Here is a 17358-nt window from a genome sequence, read left to right as displayed (position 1 = left end):
GTCCGTGGGGGAAGAATGGCGGCATGCCCACGCTGCGGATCGCCCTGGCTCAGGTGAACTCTACGGTCGGCGACATCGCCGGGAACGCGGCCGAGGTTCGCCGCTGGTCCCGGTTGGCCGCCGATGCCGGAGCGCAGGTCGTCGCGTTCCCGGAAATGATGCTGACGGGGTATCCGATCGAGGATCTGGTGTTCCGGGACTCGTTCGTTTCTTCGTCTTTGTCTGCTTTGTCGGCGCTGGCGGGTGATCTTGCTGCCGACGGTCTGGGTGATTTGGCGGTCGTAGTGGGATATGTCGACGCGGACGGGCCCGCGGCGACCAGTTCGGATGCCGCGCCCGGCCGCGGGCGGCGGGACGCTTCCGCGCTGCTGCATGGCGGGAAGATCCGGGCAAAATACTTTAAACATCACCTGCCCAACTACGGGGTCTTCGACGAGGACCGCTACTTCGAGCCGGGGCGGTCGCTGACCGTGGTGCGGTTCGGGGGCGTGGACATCGCGCTGACGGTGTGTGAGGACATCTGGCAGGCCGGCGGGCCGTTCACCGCAGCGCGGCGGGCCGGGGCGGGCCTGGTGCTCAACATCAACGCGTCGCCGTACGAGCTGAACAAGGACGACGTGCGGCTGCCGCTGGTGATGCGGCGGGCGGCCGAGGCGGGGGCGACGGTCGCGTATGTGAACGCGGTCGGGGCGCAGGACGAGCTGGTCTTCGACGGGGATTCGATGATCGTGACGGCCGGGGGCGAGCTGCTGGCCCGGGCCGGGCAGTTCACGTCGGAGCTGCTGATTCACGATCTGTCGTTGCCGGCCGCTTCCGCCGTGCCGAACAGGGCGGAGAAAACGGACGCGGAGCCGCTGCCGATCGTGGAGCAGTGGATCGATGACGATATGTCGGTCGAAACGGTCGTTCTGGAGTCGGAGCCGCGCCCGGCTCATCGGGACAAAAGGGACGGCGGGATCGCGGAGCGGATCGTCGACGAGGCCGAGGTGTGGTCGGCGCTGGTCCTCGGCCTCAAGGACTATGTCAACAAAAATGGGTTCAGATCGGTAATTTTCGGGCTTTCTGGGGGCATCGACTCGGCGGTGGTGGCGGCGATCGCCGTGGACGCCCTCGGCCCCGATCGGGTGTTCGCCGTCTCGATGCCGAGCAGCTACTCCTCCTCGGGCTCCCGGGACGACGCTGCCGAGCTGGCCAAACGGACCGGCATCGACTACCGGGTCGAGGCGATCCAGCCGATGGTCGACGCGTTCCTGGCGAACATGTCGCTCTCCGGCCTGGCGGTGGAGAACCTGCAGGCCCGCGTCCGCGGCGTGATCCTGATGGCGTTGTCGAACCAGGAGGGCCACCTCGTCCTCACCACCGGTAACAAGAGTGAACTCGCGGTCGGCTACTCCACGCTCTACGGCGACTCGGTCGGCGGCTTCAACCCGCTCAAGGACGTGCCGAAGACGATGGTCTACCGCCTGGCCCGCTGGCGGAACACTCAAGGAGAGCCGCCGATCCCGGAAAACTCGATCAGCAAGCCGCCGAGCGCCGAGCTGCGACCCGACCAGAAGGACTCCGACTCGCTGCCCGAGTACGACCTGCTCGACCCGATCATCAAGGGCTACGTGGACCACGATCTCGGGCGCGCCGAGCTGATCGCCGAGGGGAACGACCCGGCCCTGGTGGACCGGGTGCTGCGGATGGTCGACCTGGCCGAGTACAAGCGGCGGCAGTCGGCGCCCGGTCCCAAGATCTCCGGCAAGGCGTTCGGCCGCGACCGCCGCCTTCCCATTACGAACAGGTTTCGGGAAGGTTTGTGAGAACGTCCACTGACCCCTGACCGAGTGGCCATCCCGGGTGGGACCATTGCCGGACCCGGGGACCGCACACCGCGGCCTCGAGGGAAGGAGAGATCATGTCGGACATTCCCACCCTGTACGGCGGCCCGCCGACCCGACGGGTACGCACCCGCGACCTGATCGCCGCCAAGTCCCGCGGCGACCGTTGGCCGATGCTGACCTCCTATGACCAGTACACCGCGTCGATCTTCGACCAGAACGGCGTGCCGGTCCTGCTGGTGGGCGACTCGGCGGCCAACAACGTGTTCGGCTACGAGACCACCCTGCCGGTCACCGTCGACGAGTTGCTGCCGCTGGTCCGCGCGGTCGTGCGGGCCACCAAGACCGCGCTGATCGTCGCCGACATGCCGTTCGGCAGCTACGAGGAGGGCCCGACCCAGGCCCTGCGGACCGCCGTCCGGTTCATGAAGGAGGGCGGCGCGCACGCGGTCAAGCTCGAGGGCGGCCGCCGCGTCGCCGCCCAGATCGAGGCGCTGACCGGCGCCGGCATCCCGGTGATGGCGCATGTCGGCTTCACCCCGCAGAGCGAGCACACGATCGGCGGCTACCGCGTCCAGGGCCGCGAGAACGAGGGCGCCCAGGTGCTGGCCGACGCCCACGCGGTCGCCGAGGCGGGCGCGTTCGCCGTGGTCCTCGAGATGGTCCCCGGCGAGGTGGCGAAGACGGTGACCAAGGAGCTGTCGATCCCGACCGTGGGCATCGGCGCCGGTCCGGACACGGACGCCCAGGTGCTGGTCTGGCAGGACATGGCCGGTTTGCGCACGGGCCACATGCCGCGCTTCGTGAAGCAGTATGCGGACCTGGCCGGCGCCCTCGCCCACGCGACCCAGCAGTTCGCGGCCGAGGTGCGCGGCGGCGAGTTCCCGGCCGCGGAGCACACCTTCTAGAAAACCCTTTCGGCGGTACGAGCAACGCCCGGTCCCGCGGTTCGCGAGGCCGGGCGTTGTCGTACCCGATTGGGGGGTTTTGCCGTTCGCCGTTCTCCGGGTCACCGGTCGGGCCATAGTATTTCGCGGAGCCGCGAACCGGCTGGAATCGGACCGAGCATGATGCTTGGGGAAGTGACTATCGTGCTGGCAGTCCGCGCCGTTTCCGATCTGACCGTCCATGACCACCTGTGTTTCGTCTACGACCGGCCCGCCGAGGCCCGGCAGAGCCTGCTCGACTACGTCGTCGCCGGGCTGGCCCGGTGCGAGCGGGTGCACGTGTACCGCGAGCCCGGGGCGCCGGGCGCCACGATCGAGAAGGGGCTGCGAGCCGCCGGCCTGCCGGTGAGTGATCTGATGGCCAGTGGGATGCTGCTGGTCGGCTCGGCCGGGGAGACGTGCCTGGCCGGCGACGACGGCGACGCGGCCCGGCTCGTGGACGTCGTCGCCACGGCCACCCGAGCGGCCCTGGACGAGGGGCTCACCGGCCTGCGGGTGTACGTCGAGACCGGGTTCCTGCTCGACCAGCCGGACGCGCTGGCGGCGTGGCCGGGCTGCGAGCTGCGCTTCGACCTGCTGGCCAAGCAGCTTCCGATCACCGCCGTCTGCGCGTACGACGTCCGCGAGTGGACGCCCGGCAACCTGGCCCTCGCCGAGATGGTGCACACCCGGCGGTCACGTCACCACGGCGCCCTGCGGATGCACGCCGGCCGGGACGGCACGCTGCGGCTGTCCGGCGAGGTCGACTGGTCCGCCGCGGACCAGGTCTATCGGCTGCTGGTCAAGACGGCGTGGAGCCGGCCCACCCCGGTGCTCGACGTGAGCGGGGTGAGCTTCGTCGACGTCAGCGGCGCGCGCAGCATCGGCACGGCCTGCGAGGCCATCGCCGGCCGGCACGGCCCCACCCGGCTGCGGGCCGCGCCGCCGCTGCTCCGGGAGATCTGGGATTCGGCCACCTGGTCGGCGTCCTTCCCGAGCGTGCGGCTCGAGGACTGACGATGGCCCTCCTCCACGAAGCCCTGATCTATGACGACGACGAGAAGTTCGTCGCCGTGCTGGCCCCGTTCCTGGCCGAGGGGGTGCGCCGGCGGGAGGCCGCCGTCGCGGTCGTGCCGGAGCACCACGCCGGCCCGCTGCGGGAGGGCCTCGGCGCGGACGCGGACGAGGTCAGATTCATCGAAAGCGCCGACTGGTACCGGCGCCCCGCGTCGACCATCGCCGGGTGGTCGGGCCTGGTCGCCGACGCGATCGAGCGCGGGTACTCGTCGGTGCGCATCGTCGGCGAGGTGGAGTTCGGTGCCGGCGAGCGGCACGACAGCTGGACCAGGTACGAGTCGGCGCTGAACGACGTGTTCGCCACCCTGCCGGGGTGGGCGATCTGCCCGTACGACACCCGGCGGCTGCCCGGCCGGGTCGTCGCCGACGCCCTGCGGACCCATCCCGTGGTCCGGGCCGGGCGGCGCGCTCCGAGCGAGCTTTACGAGGAGCCGGACGACCTGCTGCGGGCGATGGCCGAGCCGCTGCCGCCGGTCAGCCCGGTGCCGCTGGTGGCGTTGCGGCTGACCGATCCGCTGTCGGTCCGCCGGGCCCGCCGGACGATCGAGGCGATCGCACACAACCTGGGCTGGGACCGCGCGGCGGTGAGCGGGCTGCTGCTGGTGGTCTCCGAGATAGCGTTGAACAGCCTGATCCATGGCCGGGGTGACCGGCGCATACACATCTGGGCCGAGCAGTCGTCGATCACCTGCGAGGTGATCGACGACGGAGATGGGCTCGCCGACCCGCTCGCCGGATACCGCCCGCCGGAGAATCCGCGCTCGGCGGGCGTCGGCCTGTGGCTGGCCAATCAGCTCAGCGACTGGCTCTCCATCGAGCACCGGGACGGCGCGAATCGGGTGCGGTTCCGCTTCAGCCGCTAGGTTCCCGTACGGCCGAAGTCGCCGATGGCCGTGGAGCCGGAGCGGCGCACCTCCGGGATGTCCTCGATGATCGCGGCGCCGACCAGCACGACCACGACGGCGACCAGCTGGAGGATGGCGCGCAGGTGGCCGAGCGGGATCGTGGCCAGGACGACCGCGGCGCAGGCCAGCCGGTGGTAGACGCCGCGCAGGCGGAGCTGGGCCAGGAACGCGGCGTGCCCGAGCAGATAGACGGCGATGCCGCCGCTGAGCGCCAGCGCCTCGGCCCAGTCCAGCCGTTCGAAGGCTTGGCCGACGGTCCGCTTGATGCCGACCGAGGCGATCACGATGCCGAGCAGGATCGGGTAGTGGGCGTAGCCCCAGGCCTGCAGGGCGAGGCGGGCGCGGCGGCGCGGGTTGTCGGTATGAGCCAGCACGTGCTCGGCCCGGGCGTCGTCGCCGGCGAAGTAGAACCACCACAGGTAGTACGAGACGCACAGCCCCAGCACTGCCACCACGATCTCGGGGAAGCCCAGGTGGACGTGGGTGAACACGGTGCCGACCGCGACGATCGACTCGCCGATCGCGATGATCACCACGAGGCCGTGCCGCTCGGTGAAGTGACCGGCCGAGATCGTGTGCATCTCGATCTTGTGGACGTAGCTGCTGGTGATCTGCACGGCCGGCGCGGCCAGCCAGAGCAGGTGCCGCCACGGCTCGGGCACCAGGCCGCCGGCCAGCACGAGCAGGGCGGCCAGGATGTTGAGCGGGCCGAGCACCCGCAGCGCCTGCCGGGCGCCCGGGCCGGCGGTGCGGAACAGCAGCGTGTGCACCACGTTCACGACCAGGTAGCTGACCCCGAACAGCCAGCCGTACTCGCCGAACGCCTTGGGGATCGCCAGCGCCATCAGCAGGAAGCCGGCCATCCCGATCAGCAGAAGCGTGCGCCGGGTGGTCGAGTTGGGCGCGACCGCGTTGGTGAGCCAGGCGTAGCCCGAATACATCCACCAGACCACGGCCAGGATCAGCAGGACGTTGCCGAGCGTGCTCCAGGCCAGGTGCTCGTGGAGCGACTCAGCGAGCTGGGTGATCACGAAGACGAAGACGAGGTCGAAGAACAGTTCCAGGGTCGACACCCGGATCGCGGGCGTGGGCTCGGCCATGGCCGCAGCCTAGGTGCTCGGCCGATTTCTGTCGTACCCCTTCCGTAGGGTGTGCGCCGTGAACCGCACCGACCGCTTGTACGCCCTCGTCGAGGAGCTTCGCGCCGTCGCGCCGCGACCGCGCAGCGCCCGCTGGCTCGCCGACCGCTTCGAGGTCAGCGTGCGCACGGTGGAGCGCGACATCTCCGCCCTGCAGCAGTCCGGCACGCCGGTGTATGCCGAGCCCGGCCGCACCGGCGGCTACTGCCTGGACCGCGCGCACACCCTGCCGCCGGTCAACTTCACCGCCGCCGAGGCGGTCGCGATGGCCCTCGCGCTGCACCGGCTCGACGGCACCCCGTTCCACGGCCCGGCCTCGACGGCGCTGCGCAAGCTGGTCGTGGCGATGCCGCCGGCCGACGCGGCCGCGGCCCGCGAGCTGGCCGGCCGGGTCCACCTGGTCGGCGGCGGCCCGGCCGCCACGGTCCCCCGGGTGATCGCCGACGCGCTGCAGGTGCGGCGCGTGCTGCGGATCAGGTATGAGGACCGCGGCGGCAGCTACAGCGTGCGCGAGATCGAGCCGCTGGCCTTCATCGGCACGCCGTCACACTGGTATCTGGCGGCCTATTGCCGGCTGCGCGAGTCGATGCGCGCCTTCCGCACCGACCGGATCGCCTCGGTCACGGTGACCGCCGAGGTGCCGCCGGTCCGCGTGGTCGACCCGGAGGCCTTCGACATCCCCAACCACGCGGTCCACAGCCTCACGCTCGGCTGACAGCGGGGCGAGGGCTGGGCGGCTGGCCGGGGCCGGGCGGCTGGCCGGGGGCCGGCCTACCTGGGCCGGGGCCGGGCCGGCCCGGGTGGGCCGGCCGAGGCCCGGCTGCGTCACTCGCCGCCGGGCGGCGGGGTGAAGACGCCGAACTGGTTGCCGGAGGGGTCGAGCAGGTGGGCGAAGGACAGGCCGTCCGGCGTCGTCTGGGGCGCCACCAGTACCTTGCCGCCGGCCGCTTCGGCCGCCTTGCAGGTCGCGGCCAGGTCGGCCACCACCAGGTAGAAGACCGCGTAGTTGGGGACCTTGCCGCCGGTCGGGAAGAGGCCGCCGGACGGGCGGTCGGTGCCGGGCGTGGTGATCCCGCGGTAGGCCGAGCCGTCGGCGCCGGTCGCGCCGCCGTCGTCGTTGCCGAAGCGCCAGCCGAAGACGTCGCCGTAGAAGCGCTCGGCCACCGCCGGCTGGTCGGTGGCGATCTCGAACCAGCCGATTCCGTTGATCGCGGGCATGTCTTGCTCCTTAGTCGCTGGGGAAAGGTTGGGTCCACCCTCGCGGTGCGCGGCGACAACCTCCTGTCGGTGTTTCCGGATCGGGTTCGGACTAGCCTCGGGGCGTGGGAACCGCACTTGTCATCGAGAACGACCCGACCGACGACGCGCGCCGGCTGGGGGAGTGGCTGACCGAGGCCGGGCTGGAGCTGACCGTCCTGCGCCCGCACGCCGGCGACGCCCTGCCCGAGACGCTCGACGACTACCTCGCGCTGGTCGTGCTGGGCGGCGATCAGAACGCGTATTCGGCCTCCGACGGCACCCCGGGCGCGCCCTGGTTCCCGGCGCTGGAGGGGCTGCTGCGCAAGGCGGTCCGCAACCGGGTGCCCACCCTCGCCGTCTGTCTCGGCGCCCAGCTGCTGGCCCAGGCGCACGGCGGCCTCGTCGAGCGCAGCACCTCCGGCCCCGAGATCGGCCCGGGCCTGGTCGGCAAGCGGGACGCGGCCGACACCGACCCGCTGTTCAAGTGGGTGCCGCTGCTGCCCGACGTGATCCAGTGGCACCGCGACGAGATCACCGAGCTGCCGCTCAAGGCGGTGCTGCTGGCCGCGTCGAGCCACTACCCGCATCAGGCGTTCCGGCTGGGCGACCGGGCCTGGGGCGTGCAGTTCCACATCGAGTGCGACGTCGAGATGATCGAGCGGTGGGCGGCCGACGACGCGGTCACCCTCGACGAGCTGGGGTACGACGCCGAGGCCGTGGTCTACGCGGTCGCCGAGGTGCTGCCCGACGTCGAGGAGGTGTGGCAGCCGTTCGCGGCCCGTTTCGCCTCGCTCGCCCTGGGCACGCTGCCGGACGCCGACATACCGAACCCCGGGACGGGCCGGACGCTGCCGCTGCTGGGCCAGTGACGTGACCCGGCCCAGCCGTCTGGCCCGGTACGGCTTCGCCGACAAGAGCGCCGACCTGCTCGGGCCGACCGGGTTGCGGCTGTGGGACGCCGAGTCGCAGGGGCCGACCGGCACCGACGCCGCCGAGCTGATCCACTCGCTGTCCAAGACCGCCGACCCGACCCTGGCACTGCGTCAGCTGCACCGGCTGGTCGAGGCGGTCGGTCGGGCCGCCGACCGGGGCAACGGCCGCCGGGTGGCCGGGCCGAGCGGCGAGATCCACCCGAACGCGGCGACCGACACGCTGTTCGAGGCCCTGTTCCGCGATCACGGGCTGCGCCGGCGACTGGTCGCGGTGCTGGGCGCGTCGTCGGCGCTCGGCGATCACCTGGTGGCCAACCCGGACGAGTGGCAGACGCTGGCCACCAGCAAGGCCGGGCTGCCGCCGAACGCCGAGGGGCACCTCGAGGTCGAGGGCGACCCGACCGTGCCGGCGCTGCGCCGGGCGTACCGGATCGGGCTCCTGCGCATCGCGGCGGCCGATCTGACCGGCGGCCGGGGTCTCGAACCGACGATGGGGGCGCTGTCCCGGCTCGCCGACGAGACCCTGGGCGCGGCGTACGAAATAGCGGTTTCCGGCCTCCCGGCCGGCGCGAGCGAGCCGCGGCTGGCCGTGATCGCGATGGGCAAGTGCGGCGGGAACGAGCTCAACTACGTGTCCGACGTGGACGTGATCTTCGTGGCCGCCGGGGACGAGGACCTGAGCACGGCCACCATGGTCGCGGCCCGGCTGATCGAAATCTGCGGTCAGGTCGCCTGGCAGGTCGACGCGGCGCTGCGGCCGGAGGGCAGCCGCGGCCCGCTGGTCCGCACGCTCGCCAGCCACCAGGCCTACTACCGCCGGTGGGCGCGCACCTGGGAGTTCCAGGCGCTGCTCAAGGCCCGCCCGGCGGCCGGTGACCTGGCGCTGGCCCGGGAGTGGATCGACGACCTCGCGCCGCTGGTCTGGCACGCGGCCGAGCGGCCCGAGGCGGTCGCCGACGTCCGGGACATGCGCCGCCGGATCATCGAGAACGTACCGGCCAACGAGCTGTCCCGGGAGATCAAGCGGGGGCCGGGCGGGCTGCGGGACATCGAGTTCGCCGTACAGCTGCTGCAGTTGGTTCATGGCCGGGTGGACGAGACCTTGCGCTCGGGCGGCACGCTCCCGGCGCTGCGCGCGCTGGTGGCCGGCGGCTACGTGGGCCGGGAGGACGGCGAGACGCTGCTGCGCGGGTACCGGTTCCTGCGCGCCGTGGAACACCGGCTTCAACTGCAAAATCTTCGGCGTACGCACACCGTGCCGGACGATCCGCACGGCCTCAAGTGGCTCGCGGCGTCGTTGGGGTACACCGCGCTGCCCGGGCGGGACGCGGTCGAGGCCTTCCGCTCCGACTGGGTGGGTCACGCCGCGCAGGTCCGCCGCCTGCACGTCAAGCTGCTCTACCGGCCGCTGCTGGAGTCGGTGGCCCGGGTGCCGGCCGAGGCCCTGCGGATGACCCCGGAATCGGCCCGCAAGCGGCTGGAGATCCTCGGCTTCGCCGACCCGGCCGGCGCGCTGCGGCACCTCACCGCGCTGACCGGCGGCGTCACCCGGACCGCGGCGATCCAGCGGACCCTGCTGCCGATGCTGCTGCAGGAGTTCGCCGACGCGCCCGAGCCGGACCGTGGGCTGCTCAACTACCGCGACGTCTCCGACAAGCTCGGCAGCACGCCCTGGTACCTGCGGCTGCTGCGGGACGGCGGCCCGGTCGCCCGCCGGCTGGCCCGGGTGCTCAGCCTCTCCCGGTACGCGACCGACCTGCTCACCCGCGACCCGGAGGCGCTGCGCCTGCTGGCCGACGACGCCGAACTGGTGCCGCGCGGCCGGACGGCGCTGGTCGACGGCTTCGCGGCCGCGGCCGAGCGGCACTCCGGCGACGCCTCGAAGGCCACCGCCGCGGTCCGCGCGCTGCGCCGCCGCGAGCTGTTCCGGCTGGCCTGCGCCGACATCCTCAGCAACGCCGGTGACCCGACCCCGGAGGGGTCCGGGTTCTCCGCGCCGTCCGTAGGACCAGGCGCCGGTAGCAGCACAGCGCCCGCGCGGCCGATCGACGTCAAGACGCTCGGCAGCGCGCTCTCCGACGTCACCGACGCGACGCTGAACGCGGTGCTCAAGGCGGCCCGCGCAGCGAAGCCGGGCCCGGCCGGCCTGCGCTTCGCGATCATCGGGATGGGCCGGCTCGGCGGCTACGAGATGAGTTACCCGTCCGACGCCGACGTGCTTTTCGTGTACGACCCGCCGGCCGGCACGCCGGAGAGCGAGGCCAGCGCGGCCGCCCACGCGATCGCCGAGGAGCTGCGCCGGCTGCTCACCGCGCCCGCCCCCGACCCGCCCCTGGGCATCGACGCCGACCTGCGCCCGGAGGGCCGGCAGGGTCCGCTGGTCCGCAGCCTCGGCGCCTACCAGCAGTACTACGCCCGCTGGTCGAAGCTGTGGGAGGCGCAGGCGCTGCTGCGGGCCCGCTTCGTCTGCGGCGAGGAGTCGCTGGGCCGGGAGTTCGAGCGGCTCGCCGACACCATGCGCTACCCGTCCGGCGGCCTCACCCGCGAGCAGGTCATCGAGATCCGCCGGATCAAGGCCCGGGTGGAGACCGAGCGGCTGCCCCGCGGCGCCGACCCGAACACGCACACCAAGCTGGGCCGGGGCGGCCTCTCCGACGTCGAGTGGGCGGTGCAGCTCCTGCAACTGCGGCATGCGTACGCGCTGCCCGACCTCCGCAAGACGCAGACCCTGGAGGCGCTGGCCGCCGCGGTCGCGGCCGGCCTGGTCGACAAGGTGGACGCGGCCGCGATGGAGGCCGGCTGGACCCTCGCGGCCCGGGTCCGCAACGCGCTCACCCTGGTCCGCGGCCGCCCGACCGACCAACTGCCCCGGCACGGGGTCGAGCTGGCCGGCACGGTGCAACTGCTCGGCGGCGGCGACCCGGGCGAGTTCGTCGACCGCTACCTGCGGCTGACCCGCCGCTCCCGCGCGGCGATGGAACGCGTCCTCGACTCCTAGCGCGCCTGCCGGGCGAGTGCCTCGGCGCTGACCGGCGTGAAAAGGTTGACCAGCGTCCCGTCCGGGTCGCGGAACAGCAGCGAGCGGTTGCCCCACGGCATGGTCGTCGGCTCCTGCACGACGTCGTCGATCGCGTCGCGGAGGCGGGCGTACTCGGCGTCGACGTCGTCGACCCGGAACTCGACGATGGCGCTCCGGTTGGCGGCGGGCTCGGCCGAGCCCTCGCCGAACAGCTTGACCGTGGCGACGCCGCCGATGGCGAGCGTCGCGCCCGGCGTGACGATCTCGGCGAAATCGGGCGTGAACCGGCGCGCTGACCGGCCGGTGACCAGCTCGTAGAAGTCGGTGAGGCGGGCGACGTCGGCGGTGATGATGCGGATGGAGGCAAGAGTCATGCCATTGACGCTACGAGCGATACCGGGCAGAATCCGTCCGGTATGACCCGGCCCACCGCGCGCGTTCTCGCCCTGCTGGAGATCCTTCAGGGCGGCGGTACGCATACCGCGCCCGCCCTGGCCGAGCGGCTCGGCGTCGACGAGCGGACGGTGCGCCGCTACGCCGATCACCTGATCGACCTCGAGGTGCCGGTCGAGTCGGTGCGCGGCCGCTACGGCGGGTACCGGCTGGCGCCCGGCTTCCGGATGCCGCCGCTGATGCTCACCGACGAGGAGGCGCTCGCCGTCCTGCTGGGTCTGGTGCGTACCTCGCATCCGGCTGGGGAGGCGGCCGCCGCGAAGGTGCGCCGGGTGCTGCCGAGGGCGCTGGCCGGTCGGCTCGAGGCGCTGTTCGAGACCGCCGACTTCACCTCTCCGCCACCGTCGAGGCGGGGGCCGGAGCCGGAGACGGCGGTGCTGCTGCGCCTGGCCGAGGCGACCCGGCAGCGCCGGCCGGCGGTGATCGGCTATACCGACCGCGGCGGGCGGCGCAGCGATCGCACGGTGCATCCGTACGGACTGGTCGCGCACCACGGGCGGTGGTACGTGAGCGGCGCCGACTCGGCCTCCGGCGAGGTGCGCACCTTCCGGCTCGACCGGATCACGCGGGTGCGCATCGCCGAGGGCACCTTCGCGCGGCCCGAGGATTTCCAGCCGGCCGATGCGGTCCTGAACAGCCTGGCCGGCACGCCATGGCGGCATCAGGTCGTGGTGCGGGTCCGGGGCGCGGCGGACGTGGTGCGCTCCCGCCTGCCGCGCGGCCTGGCGACCGTCGAGCCGGCCGAGGCGGAGTGGGTTTCGGTGCGGCTGCGCGCCGAACGGCTCGACTGGCTGCCCGGCATGTTGGCCGGGCTTGGCCTGCCCTTCGTGGTGACCGAGCCCGCCGAGCTCAAAGACCTGGTCCGTGCCTGGGCGGCGCGCGTCGCCGCCTGGAACAGCTAACCGTCGATACAGTGGGCGCGTGATGCTGCGCTCGCTCGGGTTTCGTACCGACCTGATGCTCCGGCGGATGGCGGGCTCGAGCGTCGAGGAACGCCCGGGGTATCTGGTGGTCCGTACGCCGTCCAACCCGGGCTTCTGGTGGGGCAACTTCGTTCTGCTGGCCGACCCGCCGACGCGGGCCGACGGGCTGGCGGTGTTCGCCGCGGAGTTTCCCGAGGCCGGCCACGTCGCCATCGGTGTGGACGGCACCGACGGCGTCCTCGGCGACGACCTCGGTCTGACCGCGGAGGTGAACTCGGTACTGACCGCGCAACACCTGCGGGAGCCGTCCGCTGGTATCGCCGTCCGCGCGCTGCGCGGCGACGACGACTGGCGGCAGGCGCTCGACCTGCGCCTGGCCTGCTACTACGAGACGCCGACGCCCGGCGAGCTACGGTTCGTCGAGCTCCAGGTGGCCGAGCAGCGACGCCTCTGCGAGGCCGGCCACGGCACCTGGTACGGGGCGTTCGTCGAGGGCCGGGTGCGGTCCGGCGCGGGGCTGTTCCGCGACGGCGACCTCGCCCGCTTCCAGAGCGTGGAGACCCATCCCGGCTTCCGCCGCCGGGGCCTGGCGTCGGCCGTCCTCGGCCACGCCGCGCGGCACGAGCCCGGCGCGCGCACCCTCGTCATCGTCGCCGACCCCGACGACCAGGCCATCCGGCTCTACCGGGCACTCGGCTTCGCCGAGACCGAGCATCAGGTCCAGCTGTACCGCGGCCCCGGATCGTGAGCCGGCAACGACAGCGCACAGCTCGCTAACTGGTCAGCGTGTATCGGCCCGGCCCGGGGACGCGGACCAGAGTCCAGGGGCCGCTGCCGGCCACGACCGCGCCGCCGGTCGCCTTGAGCCAGCGGTAGTAGCGGACTCGGACGACGACGCCGCCGGCCGAGTCGGCTGTGAAGGTGACCGAGGTCGCGTCTTGCGACACCAGGTTGGGGACGATCGGATCGGCGTCGGCGACCCGGTAGAGCGTCCAATGCTCGCCCCGCCATATTTCCGACAAATACGGCATACCGGCCTTGACCAGGTCGGCCTCGGGGCGGCCCGACCAGGTGAACTCGGCATCGGGCACGGCGACGAACTGGACCGCCAGGTTCGCGAGCCACGTGCGGTAACTGTCGGCGGTCAGCGCCACCCCGGTTCCCGACGTACCGGGAATGTCGGTAAAAAACAAGGGATTTCGAGCGATGTCGGCTTGGCGCAACCAGCCCCGGGCCAGCGGCACCTCCGCCATGTACGCCGACTCCCAGTAGTCGCGCGTCGGCGGAATCTCCACCCGGCCGGTCAACGTCTCCTGCCCGAGGCGATCGAGCAGCGGCGTGAAATACGCCCGGGAGGCGGTCGGGTTGCCGATGTCCCGCACGTCCCCGGTCACCACCGGCGGCTGCCACCAGCAGGCCACCACCAGCAGGATCAGCACCGCCCAGAGCGGCAACTCCAGCGGCCCGTCCTGCTCGTGCATGCCGAGCGGCCCGGCCCGGCGCGGCACCGCGGCATAGGCGGCCAGCAGCGGCAGCGTGAACATCACCGCCAGCCGGGTGGCGTTCAGCCCGACCGGCGTGTGCACGAGCGCCGCCCCGAGCACGCCGAGCGCGGAGAGCAGCGCCCCGATCCGTACCGCCCGATGCGGCACCAGCACGGCCACCGCCAGGCTCGCCACCACCGCGCGCAGCGTGTCGGTGTGGCTGATGTTCATCCAGCCGCCGTCGCCGAACAGCAGCGCGGTAAGCGCCAGCGGCACCGCGGCCGGCACCGCCACCAGCAGCCCGTCGATCTTGCGCCCGCTGAGCAGCAGCGCAGCGCCGGCCAGGCCCAGGAACAGGCCGGCGACCGGGCTGGTGGCGCTCGCGGCCAGGGCCGGCACGATCGCGAGCCAGCGCCACCGCGGCCAGGTGAGCAAGGCCAAAGAGCCAAGGCCAAGGGCGATTCCGAGACCGTACGTGACCCGCCCGCTCACCAGATTTCCCGCCACGCAGGCGATCCCGGCGAGCGCGCCGAGCCAGGGTCGCGGCGCGGACGTCCGCCGCAACAGCACAGCCAGCAGCGTGGCGGCCAGCACAAGACCGATAACCCCGGTCTGCCGTACGCCGACCAGCGCCATCACCGGCTGGGACAGCAGACTGTAGCCGAACTGGTCGACCCCGGCATACCACCGCAGGTCGATCGGCGTATACCCGTGGTCGGCGAAGAACTCGGCCCGGGCCACCTGGGCGGACAGGTCCGAGCCCAGCGCGGGCAGCAGCAGGTAGCCGACGCCGAGCACGGCCGCCGTGAGAGCCGTGCCCCACTCGAGCCGGTACCGCGCCACCACGCGCCTGACCCTACCGGGCGGCCCGGCGGTGGCCGGCCGTCGCGGTAGGGTGCTCGCCATGTCCCGCCCCGCCCTGGTCCGATACGCGGGCCTGGCAGGCAGTCTGCTCCTCGCGGTCGCCGCCTGGCTCGGTGGCGCGTCGAGACCGTGGCACCCGACGATCACCCCGCTCACCATCTTCCGCGGCGAGAACGGGGTGGTGCTGCCGCTCGCCTGGCTGTTCGGGACGGCGCTGCTGATCGGCGCGTGGTGGGCCGGGCGCAAGCACGTGCCCTCGACCCGGTGGGCCTACGTGACGGCGGTCCTGTGGATGGTGCCGCTGCTGCCGTTTCTGCCCCTGGGCAGCTACGACATGTACTCGTACGCGTGTCAGGGCTGGCAGCAGGGTGCCGGGCTCGACCCGTACGCAGGCGGGGTGGATCTTTTGGGATGCCCCTGGGCCGACGCCGTCGCACCCACCTGGCGTGCCTCCCCGGCCCCCTACGGCCCGGTTTTCCTGCTGCTGGCCGCCTTGGCGGCCAAGCTCGGCCACTCGCTGGCCGGCACGATCGCGGTGCTGCGGGCGATCGCGGTGCTCGGGGTGGCGCTGATCGCGGTGTGCCTGCCGCCGCTGGCCCGGCGTGCCGGAGTGCCGGTGGAGCGGGCGGTGTGGCTGGCGCTGGCCTGCCCGCTCGTGCCGATCCACCTGATCTCCGGGGCGCACAACGACGCGGTGATGGTCGGCTTCCTGGTGGCCGGCCTGGCGCTCGCGGTCGTGCGCCGGCCGATCGCGGCGGGAGTGCTGTTCGGACTGGCGATCGGGGTCAAGGCGACGGCCGTGGTGGTGGTGCCGTTCGCGCTGCTCATGGTGTGGCCGGGGCGGCGCTGGCGGGCGGTGCTCCCGATGATCGCCGGGGTGGTCGTCGCGCTGCTGGCCGTGTCGCTGGTGGCCGGGCGCGGGCTCGGGTGGATCACCAATCTCTCCGGCAGCGGCGCCTCGGTGCAGTGGACCTCGCCGGCCACCGCCGTGGGCCTGGTCGTCAAGCTCTTCGGCGTGAACGCCGTGCCGGTCACCCGGGTGATCGGGATCGTGCTGCTCGCCGGGGTGCTGGCCGGGCTCTGGTGGCGGGCCCGGTTCGCCGACCCGCTGCGCTACGCGGCCTATGCGCTCGCGGCGACCGTGGTGCTCGCCCCGGTTTTCCATCCCTGGTACGCGATCTGGGCGCTGGTGCCGCTCGCCGCCACGGTCCGCCGGGAGACGCGGTGGCTGGTAATTCCGTGCGCGGTGGCGGCGGCGCTGTGCCTGCCCGACGGGTACAACCTGGCTCTTCCCACGCGAGCCCCCGGCGCGATCGCAATGACCGTTATGCTGGCCTACCTCGGCATAACATATTTGAAAGCCGCGCATGAAGCCAAAAGTCCTCATCCTGTCGCTGCTGGCGCTCCTGACGCTGGCGATCGACTACCTCGCCGAGCTCCGTAACGGGTACTTCGACTCCAAGGTCTACTACGGCGCGATCCACTACTGGTTCCGCGGCGACGGCGGGATGGTCTACGACTGGCTGCGGCCGGGCACGCCGTACGGCTTCACCTACCCGCCCTTCGCCGGCCTGGTCATGTCGCCGATGGCGATGCTGCCGTTCGGCGCCGTCGTGGTGATCGCCGTGATCGCCACGGTGCTGACCACCGCGCTGCTGGTCTGGTGGTTCGCCGGGCCGCTGCTCAAGCGGATGCCCGGGCCGCTCTGGTTCGCCTTCGGCGTGGCCTGCTGCGCCGCACTCGTCTTCGAGCCGGTCCGCGAGACGATCACCTTCGGCCAGGTGAACACGCTGCTGCTCACCCTGGTCGCCGGCGACATGCTGTTCGGCGTGGCGCGCGGCCGGCGCTGGGCCGGCGCCGGGATCGGCCTGGCCACCGCGATCAAGCTGACCCCGGGCGTCTTCATCCTCTACCTGCTGATCACCAAGCGGTGGCGGGCGGCCGGCGTCGCGACCGGCACCGCGGCCGCGGCGACGCTGCTGGGCGGCGCGGTCTTCCCGAACGAGTCACGGGAGTTCTGGACGTCGGCGCTGTGGGACACCAACCGGGTCGGCGTGCTCTCGTTCCTCTCCAACCAGTCCGAGCGCGGCTTCCTGGCCCGGCTGCCGATCGCCCAGGTGGAGTCGAAGGTGTGGCTCGCCTGCGTGCTGGTCACCCTGGCGTTCTGGATCTATCGCGTACGCACGGAGCCCGCGGACGTGATGGGCGGGCTCGCGCTGACCGGGGTGGTCGGCTGCCTGGTCAGCCCGGTCACCTGGATCCACCACTGCGTGTGGCTGATGCCGGCGCTGGTCCGCTGCGTCGACACCGGGCTGTCCCGCCCGGACCGCCGCCTGGTGTACCTGGCCGGCTCGGCGTACCTGCTGATGACCTCGCACCTGGCCTGGCTCTGGGAGAAGGGCCCGCGCCCGCCGCTGTACATCCTCGGCGGGAACATCTACGTCTACTTCAGCCTGGCCCTGCTGGCCTGGACGCCGCTCGTCGCCCCGCGCCCGCTGACGCGGCCTGACACGGCGCCGGCCGAGATGTCAGCGGCTTGTCAGCGGTCCGGGGCAGGGTGAGATCCGTCAACGA

General features: G+C 72.5%; 15 protein-coding genes. 11 read left to right on the top strand and 4 right to left on the bottom strand.

Annotated elements, in window-relative coordinates; all coding sequences use genetic code 11:
- Positions 1-23 precede the first annotated feature (23 nt).
- The 4 genes from IH26_RS0146855 (at position 24) to IH26_RS0146840 (ending at position 4689) form a co-directional block, all read left to right on the top strand.
- Positions 24-1805, top strand: a complete 1782-nt coding sequence (locus IH26_RS0146855) for an NAD+ synthase (protein ID WP_030442797.1) — start codon at positions 24-26, stop codon at positions 1803-1805.
- Positions 1806-1900: 95 nt separating this feature from the next.
- The gene (panB, locus tag IH26_RS0146850; RefSeq protein ID WP_030442796.1) at positions 1901-2731 is read left to right on the top strand and encodes a 3-methyl-2-oxobutanoate hydroxymethyltransferase; all 831 of its coding nucleotides are present in this window, start codon (positions 1901-1903) and stop codon (positions 2729-2731) included.
- A 174-nt stretch (positions 2732-2905) separates the two neighbouring features.
- Positions 2906-3766 (top strand): MEDS domain-containing protein, encoded by an 861-nt coding sequence (locus IH26_RS0146845; protein WP_169789923.1) that lies wholly within the window; start codon positions 2906-2908, stop codon positions 3764-3766.
- A gap of 2 nt (positions 3767-3768) precedes the next feature.
- Positions 3769-4689, top strand: coding sequence for a sensor histidine kinase (locus IH26_RS0146840; RefSeq protein ID WP_030442794.1), 921 nt, complete (start codon positions 3769-3771; stop codon positions 4687-4689).
- On the opposite strand, the gene IH26_RS0146835 is transcribed toward IH26_RS0146840, so the two are convergent.
- Positions 4686-5831, bottom strand: coding sequence for a low temperature requirement protein A (locus tag IH26_RS0146835; protein WP_034217624.1), 1146 nt, complete (start codon positions 5829-5831; stop codon positions 4686-4688). The two genes, IH26_RS0146840 and IH26_RS0146835, sit on opposite strands and share 4 nt — an antisense overlap.
- 58 nt (positions 5832-5889) lie before the next feature.
- On the opposite strand from IH26_RS0146835, the gene IH26_RS0146830 reads away from it, so the two are divergent.
- Positions 5890-6585 (top strand): helix-turn-helix transcriptional regulator, encoded by a 696-nt coding sequence (locus IH26_RS0146830; protein ID WP_030442792.1) that lies wholly within the window; start codon positions 5890-5892, stop codon positions 6583-6585.
- A gap of 110 nt (positions 6586-6695) precedes the next feature.
- Here the strand turns inward: IH26_RS0146830 and IH26_RS0146825 are convergent, their stop codons facing one another.
- Positions 6696-7088 (bottom strand): VOC family protein, encoded by a 393-nt coding sequence (locus tag IH26_RS0146825; RefSeq protein ID WP_030442791.1) that lies wholly within the window; start codon positions 7086-7088, stop codon positions 6696-6698.
- 104 nt (positions 7089-7192) lie between these two features.
- On the opposite strand from IH26_RS0146825, the gene IH26_RS0146820 reads away from it, so the two are divergent.
- Both IH26_RS0146820 and IH26_RS0146815 read left to right on the top strand, forming a co-directional pair.
- Positions 7193-7978: a type 1 glutamine amidotransferase gene (locus IH26_RS0146820; protein ID WP_030442790.1), complete on the top strand. Its 786-nt coding sequence runs from the start codon at positions 7193-7195 to the stop codon at positions 7976-7978.
- A 1-nt stretch (position 7979) separates the two neighbouring features.
- The gene (locus IH26_RS0146815; protein ID WP_030442789.1) at positions 7980-11039 is read left to right on the top strand and encodes a bifunctional [glutamine synthetase] adenylyltransferase/[glutamine synthetase]-adenylyl-L-tyrosine phosphorylase; all 3060 of its coding nucleotides are present in this window, start codon (positions 7980-7982) and stop codon (positions 11037-11039) included.
- Here IH26_RS0146815 and IH26_RS0146810 read toward each other — a convergent pair.
- Positions 11036-11434 (bottom strand): VOC family protein, encoded by a 399-nt coding sequence (locus IH26_RS0146810; protein WP_030442788.1) that lies wholly within the window; start codon positions 11432-11434, stop codon positions 11036-11038. The two genes, IH26_RS0146815 and IH26_RS0146810, sit on opposite strands and share 4 nt — an antisense overlap.
- Before the next feature lie 42 nt (positions 11435-11476).
- On the opposite strand from IH26_RS0146810, the gene IH26_RS0146805 reads away from it, so the two are divergent.
- Together IH26_RS0146805 and IH26_RS0146800 are read left to right on the top strand one after the other, a co-directional pair.
- On the top strand, positions 11477-12415 hold the full coding sequence (locus IH26_RS0146805) for a helix-turn-helix transcriptional regulator (protein WP_030442787.1): 939 nt from the start codon (positions 11477-11479) through the stop codon (positions 12413-12415).
- Between the two features lie 22 nt (positions 12416-12437).
- On the top strand, positions 12438-13184 hold the full coding sequence (locus IH26_RS0146800) for a GNAT family N-acetyltransferase (RefSeq protein WP_245666013.1): 747 nt from the start codon (positions 12438-12440) through the stop codon (positions 13182-13184).
- A 25-nt stretch (positions 13185-13209) separates the two neighbouring features.
- Here the strand turns inward: IH26_RS0146800 and IH26_RS0146795 are convergent, their stop codons facing one another.
- The gene (locus tag IH26_RS0146795; RefSeq protein ID WP_030442785.1) at positions 13210-14766 is read right to left on the bottom strand and encodes a hypothetical protein; all 1557 of its coding nucleotides are present in this window, start codon (positions 14764-14766) and stop codon (positions 13210-13212) included.
- Between the two features lie 58 nt (positions 14767-14824).
- On the opposite strand from IH26_RS0146795, the gene mptB reads away from it, so the two are divergent.
- Both mptB and IH26_RS0146785 read left to right on the top strand, forming a co-directional pair.
- Complete coding sequence (gene mptB / locus IH26_RS0146790; RefSeq protein ID WP_030442784.1) at positions 14825-16228, top strand: polyprenol phosphomannose-dependent alpha 1,6 mannosyltransferase MptB; 1404 nt, start codon at positions 14825-14827, stop codon at positions 16226-16228.
- A complete protein-coding gene (locus tag IH26_RS0146785) occupies positions 16152-17345 on the top strand; it encodes a glycosyltransferase 87 family protein (protein WP_030442783.1) in 1194 nt (397 codons plus the stop codon). The genes mptB and IH26_RS0146785 overlap by 77 nt, the downstream gene beginning before the upstream one ends.
- Positions 17346-17358: the final 13 nt, after the last annotated feature.

Source organism: Actinoplanes subtropicus (genome assembly GCF_000721705.1).
Taxonomy (GTDB): Bacteria; Actinomycetota; Actinomycetes; order Mycobacteriales; family Micromonosporaceae; genus Actinoplanes; species Actinoplanes subtropicus.
This window is presented reverse-complemented; position numbering and strand designations above follow the sequence as displayed.